This is a genomic window from Actinomyces sp. S4-C9 (assembly GCF_000758775.1).
GTDB lineage: Bacteria > Actinomycetota > Actinomycetes > Actinomycetales > Actinomycetaceae > Gleimia > Gleimia europaea.
The window spans coordinates 83,247-102,768 of record NZ_JRMU01000004.1; the positions used below are offsets into that span (position 1 = coordinate 83,247).

Here is a 19,522-nt window from a genome sequence, read left to right on the forward strand (position 1 = left end):
CTTCTTTTGAGGAAATGTCCAGCCACAGAAAAGCATCGCACCTTACCTCTGGTAATCCGGCGCCTTTACAATCCGGGCCCTTTACACGGCTAAGCCCGCTGAGCCACCACCGCCAACGCACTCAAACTAATCGAGTCGCGCAGCTCACCTTCTCGGATCAGCTCCCCCAACTGCCCTTTCGAGAACCAGCGCTGCGCCTGAACCTCACCATCACAGGCATCTCTAGCTACGTCCTCGCCCGCCACTTCTACTAGCACAACAGCCACCTCGGACGCTAAGAAACCAGAATCTGGAAATACCATTCCCAAGAACTCGCCGGCCTCAGCGCGAATTCCTGTTTCTTCGTGTAACTCCCGCAAAGCCGTTGCGACCGGATCAGGGTCCGAAACCTCCGCCATGCCGCGAGGTAGCTCCCACAGCACTCGCCCAACCCGGATGCGCTCTTGGTGTACTAAAAGCACGCGGCCCGTATCGTGAGCAATCGGAACCGCTACAGCGCCAGCAAAAGAGGCCTCGCCCACGCTCACGCGGTAGTGCGTCTGAGGTTCCCCTGTGGGCGTACTGCCGCTCCTACTGTCAACACGGACCGGGAAATCCGGCGCACTCCACTCCAGTTTCCAGTCCGGCATTAATGCTCCCCCTCGTTACTCATCGTCAAAGTAGCCGTCATCGCAGATCCGCGAAGCCGGAAAAGTTCTGCCAAATCATCCCACGGTAAACCGGCAACAACACCCAAAATACCGGCAACCGCAACCGCAACAATCTGCGCGCCCGTTGACATATCCGTCATGTCCGTCATCAAACCCAACGCAGAAATCACAACCGCCAACACGGACATAGACAAAACACGCATGAGCGTCACGAACTTCCTATGCGAATGCGTATCGGGCGTACTCACAGCCTCGCGCACCGCATAGGCCATGTCAAACATTGCCTGCCGTTCACCGCGTTGAATCAGGTCTCGCGCAGACTCACGGGTTAGCGGATATAACTGCGCGAACACGGGAGGCGCAATCACAAGCATATGGTCAAGCATTTCTCCCTCAATACGAATCGTCTCTGCCCGACGCGAAGAGAAAACGCGGTCACGCACCCGCTGTAGCCGCGAGCGGCCCGGCAGTGTGAGGCCGTAGCGCGCGGCTAAGTCCTCGTTACTAGCATCGAATGAGTTGTCATAAAACGACAGGTACATTGCGCCGTCCTGGTTAGCAATGGCGCGATAGTAGGCGCGCGACCACATGTCCATCGCCATGCGCGCCTCGTGCCACGTGGTGTCCGTGGCGAGTGCGCGCGCGGAGCGGTCTCGCGTGCTTGGAGCCGGCTCGGCCTGTCCCTCATTCGCGGTCATCCACGCGAAAACATTGCCCGTCACTTCTTTGCGGAAATTTGACGTTTGTTCTAGGACGAATCGTGCCAAAGGCCTTGGTTGTTCATCCCCCAGTTGCTGCGCAAGCGTCTGCCGGAGCGTGCCCGGCACATCCAGAGTGACAGTACCCGTCCCTCGATTCCAGCGGTCAACCGCCACGAGGCCGTCAACGATGGCCTGCGCCCACTGATCTTGCACGCGGCGAATTAGCGCTTCAATGCGCTCATCTTCAAGCTCGTTCGCATAATTCGTGAGGCCCGCACCGCGCACCCATTGTTCACCAATCGCGTGGCACAGCCAGTCATTTGGAGCGGCATCGGCCATTGTTGCCATGCGTGCGGACGATGCCTGCAGGAACGCCGGCTCGCGCACTTTTTGAAGTTGCAGATCAACGTTGACGAGGTCACCTTGGCCGGCCTTTGTTCCCCGCATCGCCGGAACCCTCCGGTCATTGTCTTTGCCAGAGCTACTGGTAGCTTGGTCAGGCTCGGGCTGACATTTCACTTTGAGAGGAAGTACGGTTTCGGGACCTAGTCCCAGCTCCCTGGCAATGCCCTGCGGCCCGAGTGAGAGAAAGAAGATCCCGTCAAACAGCTGATTGCGATCGATCGTGAGGACGTCTCCGAGCAAGATCGCGGTCCGCAAAACTGCGATTAGGCGCCGCGTGGCTTCCACGCTGCCATGCTGGCGCCACATGCTGGCTTGGCGAACCGAATCGAAGTCCGCCACCTGGATTTGTCGGGGCTTCTCACTGGCCATGCCGCCAGTGAGCCCACCTCGAATATCTTTTTCATCCTGCACGCTTGTGTCGCTCACGTAGCAATAATGACAGGCCTAACAATCCGGCTCAAGGTGTGCCGGCACGTGGGATCAGGCGTGAAGCCTTTAAAGGAACTTGAGACTGAGAACAAACATAACGGTTTGGTAACTACTCTCTGAGGGCTGGTCTACGCGTGTAGATCGTGTTAGCTTTGTCACTGCAGAAGCGCTTTAACGCAGTTCAAAGGAGACCCGCGTGAAAGATAAAACAATCGACGCCGTTTATATGTGCGCCGGAGATACCGGATTTATTCTGGACAATTCCTTCGGCGGAATCCCCCAGGTTTGCTATTGGGGCCCAGCCTTAGGCACTCTCACCCCAGCTGACGTGAAAGCAGCGGTAATAAGCAACCGAGAGTCTTTGGACGGAAACGCCCCCGATGATCACGTTTCCTCCACCCTCATCCCACTTGAATCCGACGGCTGGCTGGGACGCCCCGCGCTTGCAGGACACCGCGCCGATGGAACTAGCTGGTCGCCCCGCTTTAAATGCGCGGCCATAGAACTCCCTGAGAATTGCCATATTGAAGACGGAGTCGCATTCGTCGACAACCAGCCCGTTGCGTTCTCTGCAACTTCAGAAGGTTCACAGCTCGCTCTGAAGATTTTCGTGGAGCCGTTCGAACAGGGCCCACTGCGTATCCGCGCGGAGCTAACCAACCTCTCTGAGTTCGATTACCACTTGGAAGAGCTGAGCATCTCACTTAACTTGCCACTCGAGGCTAATGAAATTTTCGACACCACCGGAAGGTGGGGCAAGGAACGTGTAGGTCAGCGTCGCCCGGTGGTTCTCGGTTGCGACCTGCGCGAAGGACGCCACGGGCGCACCGGATTTGACGCCCCAGGCTTCACTTTCGTTGGTCCCAAAGGCTTCTCGTTCCGCCAGGGCGAAGTTTGGGGCCTACACACCGCATGGTCTGGCAACCACCGCACCTGGGTAGAAAAGTCCATCGGCGCTCAGCAGATCATTGCCGGTTCGGAAGTACTCATGCCCGGTGAAATTACGCTGGGCAAGGACGAAACGTACTCAACTCCTTGGTTCTACGCCGTGCACGGTTACGGCCTAGATGACGTTGCCCAGCAGGTACACCGCTGGTTCCGCAGCCGCAAGAATCACCCTCAGACTGAGCGCCCCGTAACCCTTAACGTATGGGAAGCGGTCTACTTCAACCATGATCTTCCGAAGCTCCAGAAGCTCGCTCAAAAGGCTGCCGAAATTGGCGTGGAGCGCTTCGTCCTCGACGATGGCTGGTTCCTTGGCCGCCGCGATGACTTTAAGGGGCTTGGCGACTGGTACGTAGATGAAGATGTTTGGCCATACGGACTAACGCCACTGGCTGACATGGTGCACGACCTCGGAATGCAATTCGGACTCTGGTTTGAGCCGGAAATGATTAACGAGGATTCTAACCTGGCCCGCAAGCACCCGGACTGGATCATGGCCGCACAGGGTAGCACCGACGCGAAGGACCTACCGTTACAGTGGCGCCATCAGCAGGTTCTCAACATCGCAATCCCGGAAGCGTTTGAGTATGTTAAAGACCGCGTTGTGTCGCTAGTGCGCGAGTATTCGATCGACTACATCAAGTGGGATCACAACCGTGACCTGATTGAAGCGGGTAACACTCAGCTTGGCGGACGCGCTGGCGTATCTGCTCAAACACATGCTGTTTACCGCCTGTTTGATGAGATCAAGGCGGAATGCCCTGGCCTCGAAATTGAAAGCTGTTCTTCTGGAGGTGGCCGCGTAGATCTAGAGGTCCTACAGCACACCGACCGATTCTGGGTATCGGACTGCATCGATCCGGTTGAGCGTCAGGAGATGACCCGCTGGTACAACCAGGTGTCACCGCCGGAGCTCATGGGCACGCACGTGGCATCAACTGAATCGCACACCACTGGGCGCCACTCCACTATGGCCATGCGCGGTGGCACCGCTCTTTGGGGCCATTTTGGAATCGAGTGGGACATTCTTGAAGCCACCGACAGCGAGATGTCCGACCTGAAGGATTGGATTGCGTTCTACAAGCTGAACCGCGATTTCCTCCACTCTTCGGATATTGTTCGTTGCGAAACTCCCGATGAAACGATTTGGCTACACGGAGTAGTTGCAAAGGACAAGTCTCGCGCACTGTTCCAGATGGTTACGCGAGGACGCTCTGCTATCTCTCCGCGCGGAAGGCTACGCTTTAGCGGATTGAATGATTCGCGTACCTACACTATTCGTCCGGTAATCGTCGGCAATGAGCCTTCAGGGCTGGTCCCACCGCTATGGTTTGGGGAGCTTAGCCAAGCCGATAAAGATGGCCGGCGCTACTTTGATGGAATCACCACCACCGGTTCCATTCTCCAAAATTCTGGTGTGCAGACGCCCCGTCTACACACTGACCAGACGCTACTTTTCGAAATAGTCGAAAAGTAGGAAACCAATAAAGACGAAGGAGTCTTTTCACGATGAGAAAAGGGAAAATTTTCGTTGCAACCGTGGCAGCGTCAGCGCTGGCTCTTGGCCTAGCTGGCTGTTCGGGAGGCTCTGGCTCTGAGGCAGGCGGCAGCACTGACGGCGGATCCATCGACGTGTTCTTGAACATGCCTACCGGTTCGCCTCAGGAATCCAAGATCAAGGAGCTAAACGCCAAGTTTGAGAGCGAAACGAACTCAAAGGTAAATCTCACCATCGCGTCCTCTTCATTCGAAGATGACATGAAGGTCAAGATGGCTTCAGATTCAGTTCCAGACGTATTCTCAACGCACGGCTGGTCTGTTAACCGCTACAGCCCCTACTTGCGCCCATTGAACGACCAGCCTTGGGCAGAGTACGTCAGCAAGGGCCTCGACAAGGTCATGTACGACGCGGACGGAAACATCTACGCCCTTCCTCTTGAGTACTCAACCACGGGTCTCTTGGTCAACTACGAAATCCTCGACAAGGTAGGTGTTGACCCGGATTCGCTAAAGACCTGGGATGACGTCGACGCCGCAATGCAGAAGATCAAGGACGAGCTCAACATCTCTCCGATCACCGCATCCGGTAAAGAATCGAACGCTGGCGACATTGGCAACTACATTGCTTCTGGTGCATTCACGCCCGAGCAAAACGAAGCGTTTAAGAATGGCGATTTCAGCACCGAGCTTTGGGCTCAGGGCGTAACTTCGCACGTTCAGAAGTGGCAGGAAAAGGGATTCTTCAACCCTGACTACGTGTCCGCGACGCTTGACGACATGTCGCGTCAGCTAGCTGACAACACCGCAGCTTTTGCGATCTCGTGGCCGTTCGTTCTTTCCACGGCTTACGAGTACAACCCGGATGCAAACCTTGGCTTCATGCCGATGCCCGGCGTTGACGGACCGTACATGGTTGGTGGCGAAGGCGTGAGCGCATTCGGCGTTTCCAAGACCAGCCAGAACGAAGAGCTTGCTTTGAAGTACGTTGACTTCCTTGCACAGCCAGAAAACGCAAAGCCATTCCTTGAGGCCATGGGCGCTTACGCTGGCCTAACCAACGTTGAAGTAGACCTGGGCAACCTGCAGCCGAGCTTCGACAAGTACGTTGCTGGCGGCGAGATTCCGACTATGCCGTTCTTCGACCGTCTCTACCTGCCTAACGGCATGTGGAACACCATTATTACCACCACCGATGGCGTGATCAATGGTCAAATGACAGCGGAAGTTGCTGCCCAGCAGATGGCAGACCAGTACCAGACGCTGTACTCACAGCAGAAGTAAGCATCTGCTTAGAGGTGGGGTAAAATCGCCAGATTTTACCCCACCTCATTACCACGATTAGGTGAACCATGAGTGATACAAAAACAGCGGTGCGCAGATTCCTTAAAGGTTCTTCTGTGAACCTAATGTATGTTCCCGCTTTAACAATCTTCGCTATCTTCCTCGTATGGCCCGTGCTCCAGGGCGCATACCTTTCCACCACCAGCTGGGATGGATACTCTCCCACTCTTTCCAGTGCAGGATGGTCTAACTACACGAGGCTAGTAAGCGACCCCAACTTTCTTGTAGCAGTGCGCAACACGTTCATTTACGGAATTGGAAGCACGATACTGCAGCAGATCATTGGCCTCTTTCTAGCAGTGTTGCTAGAGCGTTCCGGCAAGATTTCCAACAGCGTGCGAGCCATTATCTACCTGCCGGTCCTCATCTCACCGGTCGTTATGGGCACCTTCTACTACCTCGTATTCCGATTCCGCCAGGGAGCGTTGAACGGGATCCTGGAAGCGTTTGGTGGTCAGCCCGTCGCATACCTTGCAAACTCTAACTTTGCTATCGCCGTAATCGTCTTCATCAACTCGTTCCAGTTCGTTGGTGTCTCCATGATCATCTACCTATCTGGACTGCAGTCGATCCCAACAGAGGTTCACGAAGCCGCCCAACTTGACGGTGTTAACGGCTGGCAACAGTTCAAAGACATCACCTGGCCAATGCTCCACCCGGCATTCGCAGCTTCCGTCGTTATCAACCTAATCGGCGGACTCAAGCTCTACGACATCATTAAGGTTCTAACCGATGGAGGTCCGGGCTTTGACACCAACTCCGTTTCAACGTTGATTGGACGCACCTACTTTGGCAGTCAGGCCGCCGGCTACGCAGCCGCGCAGGGCGTGGTGCTGTTCTTCATAATCGTTCTATTCACGGTTATTACAAACCGCTGGCTTGATAGGCGCGCTACGAGGGTGGGTCTGTGATGAGTGAAAATAAGAATTCTTTAAAAACTCCTAAGTTCATACTTTTCCTCCTGGTACTGGTCTGCCTTGTACAGTTAGTACCTTTCTACCTAGGCGTGGTTGCATCCTTTAAAGGTTCGCGAGATCAAAGCTCTGCGTGGGCGATTCCCTTTGGAGAATCCACATTTGAGAACTTTGTCATCGCCTGGGAGCGCGGACACGTAGGCCAAGCCATTTTAAACTCGGCCATTGTTACTATCCTTGCTACAGCCATCGTGGTAATTGTTGGCGCACTGGCCTCCTACCCGCTTGCGCGACGCCGGACAAAGTGGAATCAAACTATCCTCATGCTGACGCTTACCGTTATGATGATTCCCCCGCTGTCTATCCTTGTTCCCTTGATCCGTCTGCTAAAGAGCTTCGGCATGATGAACACCTACATGGGCCTGGTTTTGCCGTTGGCAGCTTTCGCTCTTCCCCAGGCGATCTTCCTGTACACGCAGTCCTTGCGCGGTATCACTGGAAGTTTGGAGGAAGCCGCGAAGATCGATGGAGCGGGAACGCTGCGAACCTTCTTCTCTATCGTTTTGCCGCTACTAAAGCCCGTGACAATCACGGTGGTTATCCTTACCGGCACTAACGTTTGGAACGAGTTTGCGCTGAGTAGCTACATCATGACTACAAATGAGATGCGCACGCTGGCTCCCACTATCGCATCCTTCTTCGGCGCGGCCGGATCCAACGTGAACGCAGCAATAGCCGGATCGTTCCTGGGTGTAATCCCCGTGCTAGTGGCATACCTGTTCTTGCAAAAGTACTTCATGAAGGGCATGCTTGCAGGCGCAGTAAAGTAAAGATTTCAAGGTGGTGGCAACGTGCGGGCTGGAACAAAAGGCCGAGTAACTCGAGATGAGGTGGCCGCTCGAGCCGGCGTCAGCTCCGCCGTTGTCAGCTACGTTGTAAACAACGGGCCCAGGCCCGTGGCTGAGAGCACCCGGCTCAGAGTGCTTGAAGCTATCCAAGAGCTTGGCTACCACCCCAGTGGCACGGCACGAGCACTACGGCTTGGAGCTAAGCAGACGTGCGGCGTTGTTATTCCCAACGTAAAGCACCTGTTTAACTCCGCCGTTGTGCACAGACTGGACCAAGAACTGTCGCGCCACAACCTCTCCATGCTGCTTTCCAACACGCATAACGATCCCGAAACTGAAAAAACCGTTATCAGCGAAATGCTCTCTTGGGGAGTGGACGGTCTTATCGTTATGGTCTCAGCGCTCGACGACGACGACTGGCGCCACCAAAAACTTCCCGTTCCAGCAATTCTTTTGGACCGCCAGATTGGCTTGGAACACTTCACCACCCTTGGCCCCGATTTTGCCGAGGGAGGCCGAATCGCTACCCAGCACCTCATCGACCATGGGCACGAACAAATCCTCGCAGTATTCGGAGGCTTGTTCCCCGGCGATAACACTAGGTTGGCCGGCTACCATCGGGCACTATCCGATGCGGGATTGCAACCCCTCACTCCCATCATGACGTCGTGGTCACTAGAGGGCGGATATGAGGCCGGAAAGCAGTTCCTACAGCTAGACTCGCGCCCATCAGCCGTATTCTGTTTTTCTGACGCACTAGCTATTGGCTTCCAAAAAGCCGTAACAGAAGCTGGCGTGCGCGTCCCTCAAGACGTTGCCATCATGGGCTTCGATGGCACGGACACCGTTAAGTATGTTCAACCTCGAATCACCACTGTAAGACAGCCCATTAACGAAATGCTTACCACCGCAGTCGAAACCCTCGTTAAGGAACCTTACGAGCCTTTACCAGAGCACATGATCTTCCCTGTGTCACTGGTGCCAGGAGAATCTTGCGGCTGCCCAAGAATAGAAGGAATAGACTAATGTCTACTTATTTTTCAGAAGAAGAAGTTCGCAGGCGCATTGAAGAGCGCGAGCTGTACTGCGATGCCTACGAGGGCTTGGAAGGACTCAAGAGTGAGCGGGACCGGGCTAAGCGCCTGGTTGCGCGTTTCAATCGAACAACCGTAGATGATGAGGCCCTACGTAAAGAACTCATTGCGGAACTGTTTGGGGAAAGTGCTTCAAATGCGTTCCTCGAGCCGCCTATTTCGGTTGCTTACGGGCACCGCACAACTTTTTCTGGCAACGCTTATGCCAATACGGGTTTGACGCTTGTAGACGACTATGAGATCAACATTGGCAAGAACGTTATGTTTGGTCCCAACGTGACTCTAACGTCCACTAACCACCCGATTCACCCTAAGTTGCGTGAGGATGGCACGCAGTTTTCTGCTCCCATCAACATTGAGGATGACGTGTGGATCGGTGCGCACGCTGTTGTACTTCCCGGAATCACCATTGGTAAGGGCTCTATTGTGGGCGCCGGAGCCGTGGTGACCAAGAACGTGCCGCCCATGTGCGTTGTGGCTGGGGTACCCGCAAGAATCATCAGGCGAATCACCGATGAAGACCTGGAGTGGGGGTACAGGGAGCCGGGAACTTTGGAGTTCGACGACTAGCTGCAACGCAGACTTATTCTGCCACGGCTAACGGAGCCGGCCACCTTCTAACCGACGGACAGCGGGCAACCTGCGCAGTGGACCTTCACCTCTTCGGAAGTTCCACCGCCGCAGGCTCCCAAGCCGGATGAACACAGCGATCCTGCGCTTTGCAAGCGCCCCGACCGGTTCAAGTGGTCGACCATCACTTGCGCAATCTCAACTCGCAGCCCCGCCCGCTGGGCGGCAGCCTCCAAAGTTGCACCTTGCCTAAGCTCATCCATCAGCCGGTAAAGAGGCGGCTGGTTCCGGACAATCACCAGAACAGCCTACCAACTTGGAACACCAGCACTGCCAGCAACCAGGCTGCAGCCAGCTGAACGATCATTGCCCCGATCGTCCAGCGCGCCCCAATTTGACGCTTTTGCTCCGCAACAGTAGCCAAACACGGCGTGTAGGTCAGAACGAACACCAGGAAGCCAAACGCTGCCAAAGACGCGTACTGCTCGCCCGCAGTCCTCTCAAATGATGCTGTTACCAACTCGGGCAGCGAACCAAGATCGTCGCCCCCGTCCTCCGCATCACCTGCCGCGGACTCATCCAGGTTGTAGGAAGTAACGATCGAAGAGATCAACGTTTCCTTCGCTACAAAGCCCGTCATCAACGCGCCAGTCATGTGCCAATCACCAAAACCAGCGGGCTGGAATACAGGTTCAAGAACGCGCGCGGTGGAACCGTACAAGGAGTTCTCCATCGGCAACTCCTCATCGGCAAAGGAGTAGCCCCTTGCCATCGGGATTGCGCTCATCAACCACACCACAAGAGTCATAACCACGATGATCTTGCCGGCGCCCTTCACAAACGCCCAAGCCCGGTTCCAAGTATTTTGCAAAATCACGAGAATACGCGGCATCTGGTAAGCCGGCAACACCAGCATCAGTGGCGCCCTCGACTCCCCCTTCGTGATGAACGGCTTCAGCACGAGCGCTCCGAGCACCACCATGAACAGCGACAAAACGTACATCAAGAACACGACATTGCCAGCGTTATCTTCAAAGAAGATTCGCGCGATCATCAAATAGATCGTGAGCCTAGCCGCGCAAGAGGTATAAGGAATGATTAGCGTTGTAACCAAGCGCTGCTTGGCGTTTGGTAGCGTACGAGTTGCCGCAAGCGACGGCAAGTTGCAACCAAAGCCCATAATCAGAGGCAAGATTACGCGCCCGTCCAGACCAATCATACGCATCACGCGATCCCCCAGGAACGCTGCGCGCGCCATGTAGCCAGAGTCTTCCAAGATCGCGATCGCCAAGAAGATCACGAACATAAGAGGAACGAACGAGGCAACTACGCCCAGACCAACTGCGAGGCCGTTAACAAACAGCGACTCAACCCAAGTGCCGGACAAGCCCACGCCTGCGAACGCAAACTTCAAGAGGTTAGCTAACGAGAAGGCACCCTCGTCGGTGCTGGAGAACAGCCCGTCGAAGAAGTCTTGCACGGGGCCGACCCAGCTGCCCGCAGCCTGGAACAAAAGCCACATGAGCAGGAAGAATACTGGGATACCAACCAGCGGATGAAGAAGGAGTGAATCAATCTTGTCTGAACGAGACGGTTTACGCGCAGAATCGCGTTTGCGTCCCGCCTGTTCCTCAACCCGCTCAACCCAGGCAAACAGTTTTGCCGCGCGATCGAACTCGGACGTATCAGCCAAGCGTGCCGCTTCCGCGGAAGAATCAGCCGGGCCCATACTTGTATTCTCTGCACGAGAGCATCCGCAATCTACCGCACTCGAGACCGGAGCGCCCTCACCAATACCCAAAATCTTCGGGGACTTCGACTTATCAATCTGTTCGAACGCCGCCTGTGCCGCCACCTGGTTAAAACCGGGAGCAGTTGGATCGGGCAGAATCGACTTTACGCGAGGCCGAGAAATCAGAGCGGAACGGATCATGTCTTCAACCGCGCGCACTCCCTGCTTCGTGCGCACATCCGCCGCCAGAATCGGGATGCCGAGCGTGTTTGAAAGTGCGGCCGCATCAACTACCTCACCCTCGTGCTCGACAACATCCGCCATCGTTATAACGCCAACCATCGGGCGCCCCGTTTGTGCTACCTGGCCAAGCAGGTACAAGCTACGCGTCATTGCCGAGGCATCCAGCATCATGACCACAAGGTCAATAGACTGGCCCGACGCCATGTCCGTAGCAGACCCTGTTGCACCTGCCAAGGTATCGACGACGACTTGTTCGTCCTCAGAATTGGCCACCAGCGAGTAGGTGCCGGGAAGATCAATAACACGTGCTCCCAGCGCCGTAGAACGACCCTGCATGAGCTCCACGGTTGTACCCGGAGCGTTCACAACCGCCTGATGAGCACCCGTAACCGCATTAAAGAAGGTGGACTTACCAACATTTGGGTTACCAACCAGCACCACGGTGTCACGGGGATGGCGAACATCCTTGACGTCTAAGAGAACAGACCTGGCCTGCGGGTTATCGCAAGACTGCGGATTTTTGGGCGAACACTTTGGGCAACTCACTTAACTAACTCCACGTCAATCAATTTTGAAGAACGATGGTCTACCGCGACTCGAGTTCCTCCGATATTTAGGACCATGCCTCCAAAGGCGGCGCGGTTTACGACTGTGAAATGCGCTCCTGAACGCAAGCCCAGTTCTTGCACCCGTAGCTGATAACACGGTTGGATTTCAACATTTTGCAGCTGGCCAGTATCGCCGCGCTTACACTCAGAAAGTTTCACACCGAAAAGATTAGATACGGCATACCTAACCTGCAACGACCGTTGCGTAAATCAACCCACCTCAAGAACGCCAAAATCGCTTTTTCGCGTGATTGCGGGCAAATTTATCAATGCTCCAAATGCCCATAGCCGTAACAATGCATGAACTACGCAACAATATACGATCGTAAATGCCTGTATTCATGAAACGTTTATGTTTCATAAATAGTGTTGGGGCTGGAGAAAGGTTTTAAAACTCTCTCCAGCCCCAACTACAAAGAAGCTGTCAGTTAAGCTCGTTAGAAGCCCTGATTAGCCCTCCATTACCGCTGCGCGGCCGGCCTCTAGACGAGCTACCGGAACGCGGAACGGCGAACAGGACACGTAGTTCAGATCCGTCTTGTGGAAGAAGTGGATCGAATCCGGGTCACCGCCGTGTTCACCGCAAATACCGAGCTTCAAGTTCGGCTTAGTGCTTCGACCGCGCTCTGCACCCATGCGAACGAGGGCGCCAACACCCTCCTGGTCAATGGTCTCAAACGGGGAGGCACCGAACACAGAATCCTGGATGTAGGTCGGGAAGATCGTGCCCTCCACGTCGTCACGCGAGAAGCCCCACACCGTCTGCGTGAGGTCGTTAGTGCCGAACGAGAAGAAGTCAGCCTCGGTAGCCAAGTCAGCAGCGGTGATAGCCGCGCGCGGAAGCTCAACCATGCAACCAAGCGGGAAGTCGTGCTCAACCCCGGCGGCAGCAATCTCGGCACGGATCAAAGCCTCAGCTTCTTCACGAACCTTGTGCAACTCGCGAACCGAACCAACGAGAGGAACCATGATCTCGGGACGAGGATCCAACCCCTCCTTCTTCAGCTTCAACGCGGCCTCAACAAGAGCGCGGATCTGAAGTGCGAACAAGCCCGGCAGCAAGATACCTAGACGAACACCGCGGGTACCGAGCATCGGGTTGGTCTCATGCAGACGACGAACCGCCTCAAGAATCGTGCGATCCTCGGGGGAAAGTTCCTCGCCCTGGGCGCGCTGCACCGCAGCCTTCACCTCAAGCTGGGTGAGGTCCGGAAGGAACTCGTGGAGTGGCGGGTCGATCAAACGAACCGTCATCTCCCGGCCATCCATCACGCGAAGCATGTCTTCAAAGTCAGCAAACTGGAGGCGTTCTAGCTCTGCAAGAGCGTCAGCGCGATCCTGCGAATCGGCAGGTGACAAAATCACGCGCTCCACCAGGGCGCGACGCTCACCGAGGAACATGTGCTCCGTACGGCAAAGACCAATGCCCTCCGCACCGAAGCTCAGCGCGCGAGCTGCATCGTCTGGCGTATCCGCGTTGGCACGGACAGAGAGGCGGCGCTTCTCATCGGCATGCGTCAAAATGCGGTCCACCGACTTAATCAGGTCTGCAACCATCTCGTCATCTGCGGCCGCTGCTAGACCAGCCTCAAGCCCCTCAGCAAGGTAGGTGGTCACAGCAGAATCCGTAACCGGAACATCACCGACGAACACCTCGCCGGTCATGCCATCAATACCAATCACATCACCATTGCGCAGAACCTGGTCCCCAACCCGGATGAACTTCTTCTTTTCCTTAACAACCAGTTCCTCAGCGCCAACAACAGCAGTCTTACCCATGCCGCGAGCAACCACGGCCGCGTGCGAGGTCTTACCACCGCGAGCGGTCAAAATACCCTCTGCGGCAACCATGCCCGGAAGGTCATCCGGGTTGGTCTCACGGCGAACCAAAATGACCTTGCGGCCTTCCGCAGCAGCGGCAACGGCGTCCTCGTTATTGAAAACAATCTCGCCAACAGCAGCGCCCGGCGAAGCAGCCATAGCCTTCGTCAGCAAGGTCTTCTTAGCCTTCGCGTCGAACTGCGGGAACATCAGCTGCGTAAGCTGTTCACCCGTCACGCGAGTAAGAGCCTCATCCATATCGATCAAGCCCTCGTCAACCAGCTGGGTGGCGATACGGAACGCGGCGGCAGCCGTACGCTTACCAACACGCGTCTGCAACATCCACAGCTTGCCGTGCTCAATCGTGAACTCAATATCGCACAGATCCTGGTAGTGCTTCTCGAGCTTATCCATGATTGCAATCAGCTCGTCGTAGGACTTCTTGTCATGCGTTGCAAGCTGAACCAAAGGCTCCGTGTTACGGATACCCGCAACTACGTCCTCGCCCTGGGCGTTCATCAGAATGTCGCCGTACACACCCGAGTGGCCGGTAGAGGGGTCACGCGTGAAGCAAACACCCGTGCCCGAATCCTCGCCCATGTTGCCAAACACCATGGTCTGAACGTTCACAGCCGTACCCAGATCGTCAGAAATGCGTTCGCGACGGCGGTAAATCTTTGCGCGCTCCGTGTTCCAAGACAGGAACACTGCCTCAATACAAAGATCAAGCTGCTCGCGCGGATCCTGCGGGAAGTCACGGCCCGCAGCTTCCTTAGTGATCTGCTTAAACTCGGCGACGAGCTCCTTCAGATCCTCTGCGGAAAGCTCGTGGTCAAAGTGAACGCCGCGCCTTTCCTTGATGTGGTCAAGCGCATCTAAGTAAAGAGCTCCATCGACGCCAAGCACGGTGTCGCCAAACATCTGCACCAGGCGACGGTAGGAGTCCCACGCAAAACGCTCGTTACCCGAAACCTTTGCAAGCCCCAGCACCGACTCATCGTTGAGACCGATGTTAAGCACCGTGTTCATCATGCCCGGCATCGAGAACTTAGCGCCGGAGCGAACTGACACCAGCAACGGGTTGTCCGGATCGCCGAGCTTGCGTCCCATCTTCTCCTCAACAGCAGCCAGATTCTCCGTGACTGCTGGCGCGAGCTCCGCGGGGACGCCACCCTGCTTCATGTACTCACGGCAAGCGTCCGTGGTAATCGTGAACCCAGGAGGAACCGGGAGTCCGAGCTTGGTCATCTCAGCAAGGTTTGCGCCCTTGCCGCCAAGCAAGTCCTTCATGTCCTTATCGCCTTCGGAGAAGCGGTAGACGTACTTGACCATTCGTGGCCTCTACTTTCTATAACCAATTTTCTACATAGCCACACCATTGCGGCTAGTGCTCGCACACTGCTTCAAGGGTAACAACTTGGGGCCAAGTTGCGTTAACTGAGCCGAAGCGCTGCAAAAATGCCCACCCCTTATGCAAGAATGACCTCCCGGCATTAATACCGGGAGGTCACGCGCATTATTTTGCTACCTAGTTTTGCGTTAGCGAACCGGAGCGAAAGTGAAGTGGCGCTCGCCTTCCTCACCTTCGGCATCAACGCGCACGGTATCGCCGCTCTTGATTTCGCCAAACAGGATCTTCTCAGACAGCATGTCTTCAATCTCGCGCTGAATAGCGCGACGTAGCGGACGAGCGCCGAGCACCGGGTCGAATCCCTTATCGGCAAGCAGCAAGCGTGCAGCCTCAGTCATCTCCAGCTTCATGTCCTGCTCGCGCATACGCTCATCAAGCCTTGCGATCATCAGATCAACGATCTTGACGATCTGATCCTTCTGAAGCGGCGGGAACACGATCGTTTCATCCACGCGGTTCAAGAACTCGGGGCGGAAGTGCTGCTTCAGTTCCTCGTTGACCTTCTGCTTCATGCGATCGTAATCATTCGCCTGCGTGCCCGTAGCCTGGAAGCCCGTCAGCACGCCCTTATTAATGTCGCGCGTACCGAGGTTCGTGGTCATGATGATGATCGTGTTCTTGAAATCAACCACGCGGCCCTGCGAATCGGTCAGGCGGCCTTCCTCCAAAATCTGTAGTAGCGAGTTGAAGATATCGGCGTGCGCCTTCTCCACCTCGTCAAACAGCACCACGGAGAACGGGCGGCGACGCACCTTCTCAGTAAGCTGGCCGCCCTCGTCGTAACCCACATAGCCCGGAGGTGCGCCAAACAGGCGCGAGGCGGTGTGCTTCTCGGAGAACTCCGACATATCCAACTGGATCAGGGCGTCCTCATCACCAAACAAGAACTCGGCAAGAGCCTTCGCCAGCTCCGTCTTACCCACACCCGTTGGACCCGCAAAAATAAACGAGCCTCCCGGACGCTTCGGATCCTTCAAACCAGAGTGGGTGCGACGAATCGACTGTGCCAGAGCACGCACCGCGTCATCCTGGCCAATAATGCGCTTATGAAGCTCAGATTCCATGTTGAGAATCTTGTGTGACTCAGCCTCGGTTAGCTTCACCACCGGAATGCCCGTAGACATTGCCAGGACCTCTGCGATCTCGGCCTCGCCAATCTCGCCAATCGTGTCCATATCACCAGCGCGCCACGAACGTTCCTTCTCTTCGCGCTGCTCCGTCAGCTTCTTCTCCTCATCACGAAGCGCGGCCGCGCGCTCAAAGTCCTGATCATCAATCGCGGACTCCTTATTGCGACGCACCTCAGAAATACGCTCATCAAGTTCGCGAAGCTCCGGCGGCGCCGTCATTCGACGAATGCGCATACGCGCGCCAGCCTCATCCACAAGGTCAATAGCCTTATCCGGCATGAAGCGATCCGAAATGTAACGATCAGCCATCTGCGCCGCGGCCGCAAGAGCCTCATCCGAAATAATGATGCGGTGATGGGCCTCGTAACGGTCACGCAGTCCCTTCAAGATAGCGATGGTCTCTTCAACCGAGGGCTCTTCTACCTTCACCGGTTGGAAACGCCGCTCCAAAGCCGCGTCCTTCTCAATGTACTTGCGGTACTCCTCCAACGTGGTTGCACCAATCGTCTGGAGCTCACCACGCGCCAACATAGGCTTCAAAATCTGAGCCGCATCAATCGCGCCCTCAGCTGCGCCAGCACCAACCAGCGTATGGATCTCGTCAATAAACAAAATAATGTCGCCGCGTGTGCGGATCTCTTTCAGCACCTTCTTCAAGCGCTCTTCAAAATCACCGCGGTAACGCGAACCCGCCACCAGCGAGCCCATATCGAGGCTGTAAATCTGCTTATCTCGGAGGGTCTCTGGAACATCACCGCGCACAATCGCCTGAGCAAGACCCTCAACCACCGCGGTCTTACCCACGCCAGGCTCACCGATCAACACCGGGTTGTTCTTAGTGCGACGCGACAGAATCTGCATTACGCGTTCCATCTCTTGCACGCGGCCAACCACCGGGTCAAGCGATCCCTCGCGAGCGGCGTTAGTGAGCGAGCGGCCAAACTGCTCCAGCAACGCCGAATTTGTCTGCGGCTCACGCGCCGGACCGCCCACACCCACGGCCTCACGCCCGCCCCCAGCCTGACGCTGGTAGCCGCGAAGCAACTGGATAACCGTCTCACGCAACTGGCCCAAATCCGCGCCAAGCTCAACGAGGACCTTCGTAGCCACGCCCTCGCCCTCACGGATCAAGCCGAGCAACATGTGCTCCGTACCGATGTAGTTATGGCCAAGCTGAAGTGCCTCACGCAAAGCGAACTCCAAAACCTTCTTCGCTCGCGGAGTAAACGGAATCGTGCCCTCCGGAGCGGAAGAGCCCTTCCCGATCATCTCCACAACCGTAGCCCGGACGGCCTCCGGCTCAATCCCGGTCATCTCCAGGGCCTTAGCAGCAACGCCTTCGCCCTCCTCAATCAAACCCAGCAACAAATGCTCAGTGCCGATGTAGTTGTGATTGAGTCCGCGCGCCTCATTCTGCGCTAAAACGACAACCCGGCGAGCGCGGTCGGTAAACCTCTCGAACATAGTCAGCCTTCCTAAGAATCTACTAACTACACAGTAGAGGCACTGCTACATAAAATCGCGTTTGTTCACCATAAGCGAGAAACGCGCAGGCTCATGCCTCCAGGAGTATCGTCACCGGCCCATCGTTTGTGAGCGAAACCTGCATATCCGCCCCAAACACGCCTGTTTCTACATGCAGGCCGTGCTTTGAGCGCAACTGCTCAACCACCGCCGCAACCAAAGGCTCCGCCACACCGCCCGGCGCTGCAGCCTGCCACGTGGGCCGCCGCCCCTTACGCGCATCCCCGTAGAGCGTGAACTGGGAAACCACCAGCACCTGCGCGTCCACATCAGTTGCAGACTTCTCATCATCCAATATACGAAGCGAAGCGATCTTGCGCGCGATCGTCTCCACCTGGGCCGGCCCATCATCATGCGTCACGCCAACCAGTACGCAAAGCCCCTGACCGGTGATCGCACCCACGACCTCGCCATCAACGGAGACTGACGCTCCTCTAACGCGCTGAATCACAGCCCTCACAGTGACCGGCCTCCAATACCAAAACCGCCCGGAGCGCCCGGATGGCCCGCACCCGGCATTTCGCGGCGCGCCCTGCGAAGATCCTCGCCCGGCCTCTCCTTAGGCGACGCCGACGAGCGCCCCAGCGGATCCACAACCACTTCTTGAGCCGCGGCGACCTCATCCTCATTCGTCTGCACGTCAAGCTGCACGTCCAGCGGAATCGCGCGGCGGATGACCGCGAGCGCCACCGGTCCCCAATCTGCATGACGCGCAACCGAGGTCACCTGGCCAACCTTTCGGCTTTTGAGCATCACATCCGCACCCGGCTTCACCACGCGCGATTGCGATCCGTCAAGTTGCAACAGCACCAGCCTTCGCGGCGGCTTCCCCATATTCACGATGCGCGCCACCGACTCCTGTCCCGAATAGCAGCCCTTATTCAAATGCACTGCGGTGCGTAGCCAGTCAAGCTCGTGCGGAACCGTCTTATCATCTACCTCGCGCCCAAAGCGCGGGCGCAAATCCTCGATCCGCAAGGCTTCCCAAGCGTTGCGGCCAGCCCAACTGCCGCGCTGGGCCCACGCGGACGCAAACCGTGCAAACTGCTCTCGGTCTACGCCATGTAGGGCTCGAGTGCGCCCTTGCGCGGGATGGGCGAAATCCTGCGGAGTGTAGCTCGCCCCACCCTCGGCCACGCCCGGCCACGGATCCACCCATGTGAACAGGTAGCCCGGCAAGTCCGCTACGGGCCGGCTCGCGACCTGGTGCAAATCATCCGCGCCCGTCTTTACGATGCTTCCAACCACCGCGATCTTGCTAGTCACGTTGCGCACTTCCACTCGCAACATGAACTGCATGCGCTGTAAGAACTCGGTTAAGTCCCCCGCCTGCGCGCCTTCCACGAGGAGCGTTGCGACCTGCCCGTCATCCACAATGCCAGCTGCAAAACTAATGCGCCCATTCGGATCCAAAAGGAGTAGCTCGCGAGACTCCCCCGGTTGCAGCGCATTCACCACCTGCGACGAGATGGTAGTTAGCCACGAAAGCCTATCTGGCCCCGAAACCTGCACCACCCCTAAGTCCGAGAGGTCAGAAAGCGCCTGCCCCGCCTCCAACTGCCACTGCTCGCCGCTCCAATCACCAAAGCGAGCCGGCACATCCTCATCAAACTCATCCGGCACGGCCCCGGGCATATCAAGCAGTGGAGAGCGCAT

General features: G+C 56.4%; 15 protein-coding genes. 6 read left to right on the forward strand and 9 right to left on the reverse strand.

The genetic code is table 11. From position 1 onward, the window contains the following. Positions 1–89 precede the first annotated feature (89 nt). On the reverse strand, positions 90–521 hold the full coding sequence (locus HMPREF1628_RS01985) for an NUDIX hydrolase (protein WP_198030383.1): 432 nt from the start codon (positions 519–521) through the stop codon (positions 90–92). 107 nt (positions 522–628) lie between these two features. Then, positions 629–2,182: a hypothetical protein gene (locus tag HMPREF1628_RS01990; protein WP_034507209.1), complete on the reverse strand. Its 1,554-nt coding sequence runs from the start codon at positions 2,180–2,182 to the stop codon at positions 629–631. Between the two features lie 199 nt (positions 2,183–2,381). Between HMPREF1628_RS01990 and HMPREF1628_RS01995 the strand changes: the two genes are divergently transcribed. The 6 genes from HMPREF1628_RS01995 (at position 2,382) to HMPREF1628_RS02020 (ending at position 9,397) form a co-directional block, all read left to right on the forward strand. Further along, entirely contained in the window at positions 2,382–4,607 is a 2,226-nt protein-coding gene (locus tag HMPREF1628_RS01995) for an alpha-galactosidase (protein WP_034507212.1), read from the forward strand. A gap of 32 nt (positions 4,608–4,639) precedes the next feature. Then, positions 4,640–5,911, forward strand: coding sequence for an ABC transporter substrate-binding protein (locus HMPREF1628_RS02000; protein ID WP_034507215.1), 1,272 nt, complete (start codon positions 4,640–4,642; stop codon positions 5,909–5,911). Positions 5,912–5,979: 68 nt separating this feature from the next. Next, positions 5,980–6,882 carry a carbohydrate ABC transporter permease gene (locus tag HMPREF1628_RS02005; RefSeq protein WP_052038769.1) on the forward strand — a complete coding sequence of 301 codons (903 nt, stop codon included), beginning with the start codon at positions 5,980–5,982 and terminating at the stop codon, positions 6,880–6,882. Beyond that, a complete protein-coding gene (locus HMPREF1628_RS02010) occupies positions 6,882–7,715 on the forward strand; it encodes a carbohydrate ABC transporter permease (RefSeq protein ID WP_052038770.1) in 834 nt (277 codons plus the stop codon). The genes HMPREF1628_RS02005 and HMPREF1628_RS02010 overlap by 1 nt, the downstream gene beginning before the upstream one ends. 21 nt (positions 7,716–7,736) lie before the next feature. Beyond that, entirely contained in the window at positions 7,737–8,759 is a 1,023-nt protein-coding gene (locus HMPREF1628_RS02015) for a LacI family DNA-binding transcriptional regulator (protein WP_034507219.1), read from the forward strand. Then, positions 8,759–9,397 carry a sugar O-acetyltransferase gene (locus HMPREF1628_RS02020; protein ID WP_034507221.1) on the forward strand — a complete coding sequence of 213 codons (639 nt, stop codon included), beginning with the start codon at positions 8,759–8,761 and terminating at the stop codon, positions 9,395–9,397. The genes HMPREF1628_RS02015 and HMPREF1628_RS02020 overlap by 1 nt, the downstream gene beginning before the upstream one ends. Positions 9,398–9,444: 47 nt before the next feature. Here the strand turns inward: HMPREF1628_RS02020 and HMPREF1628_RS08955 are convergent, their stop codons facing one another. The 7 genes from HMPREF1628_RS08955 to ygfZ all read right to left on the reverse strand — a co-directional run bounded on the left by HMPREF1628_RS08955 (position 9,445) and on the right by ygfZ (position 19,522). Continuing rightward, positions 9,445–9,696 carry a hypothetical protein gene (locus tag HMPREF1628_RS08955; protein WP_156956827.1) on the reverse strand — a complete coding sequence of 84 codons (252 nt, stop codon included), beginning with the start codon at positions 9,694–9,696 and terminating at the stop codon, positions 9,445–9,447. Beyond that, positions 9,693–11,918, reverse strand: a complete 2,226-nt coding sequence (feoB, locus tag HMPREF1628_RS02025; protein WP_034507223.1) for a ferrous iron transport protein B — start codon at positions 11,916–11,918, stop codon at positions 9,693–9,695. The genes HMPREF1628_RS08955 and feoB overlap by 4 nt, the downstream gene beginning before the upstream one ends. Continuing rightward, a complete protein-coding gene (locus HMPREF1628_RS02030) occupies positions 11,915–12,139 on the reverse strand; it encodes a FeoA family protein (protein WP_083309375.1) in 225 nt (74 codons plus the stop codon). The genes feoB and HMPREF1628_RS02030 overlap by 4 nt, the downstream gene beginning before the upstream one ends. Before the next feature lie 291 nt (positions 12,140–12,430). Beyond that, positions 12,431–15,133, reverse strand: a complete 2,703-nt coding sequence (gene ppdK, locus HMPREF1628_RS02035; RefSeq protein WP_034507225.1) for a pyruvate, phosphate dikinase — start codon at positions 15,131–15,133, stop codon at positions 12,431–12,433. A gap of 207 nt (positions 15,134–15,340) precedes the next feature. Continuing rightward, positions 15,341–17,806, reverse strand: a complete 2,466-nt coding sequence (locus HMPREF1628_RS02040; protein ID WP_034507227.1) for an ATP-dependent Clp protease ATP-binding subunit — start codon at positions 17,804–17,806, stop codon at positions 15,341–15,343. A gap of 91 nt (positions 17,807–17,897) precedes the next feature. After that, complete coding sequence (dtd, locus tag HMPREF1628_RS02045; protein WP_034507230.1) at positions 17,898–18,326, reverse strand: D-aminoacyl-tRNA deacylase; 429 nt, start codon at positions 18,324–18,326, stop codon at positions 17,898–17,900. Next, positions 18,323–19,522 carry a CAF17-like 4Fe-4S cluster assembly/insertion protein YgfZ gene (gene ygfZ, locus HMPREF1628_RS02050; RefSeq protein WP_034507233.1) on the reverse strand — a complete coding sequence of 400 codons (1,200 nt, stop codon included), beginning with the start codon at positions 19,520–19,522 and terminating at the stop codon, positions 18,323–18,325. The genes dtd and ygfZ overlap by 4 nt, the downstream gene beginning before the upstream one ends.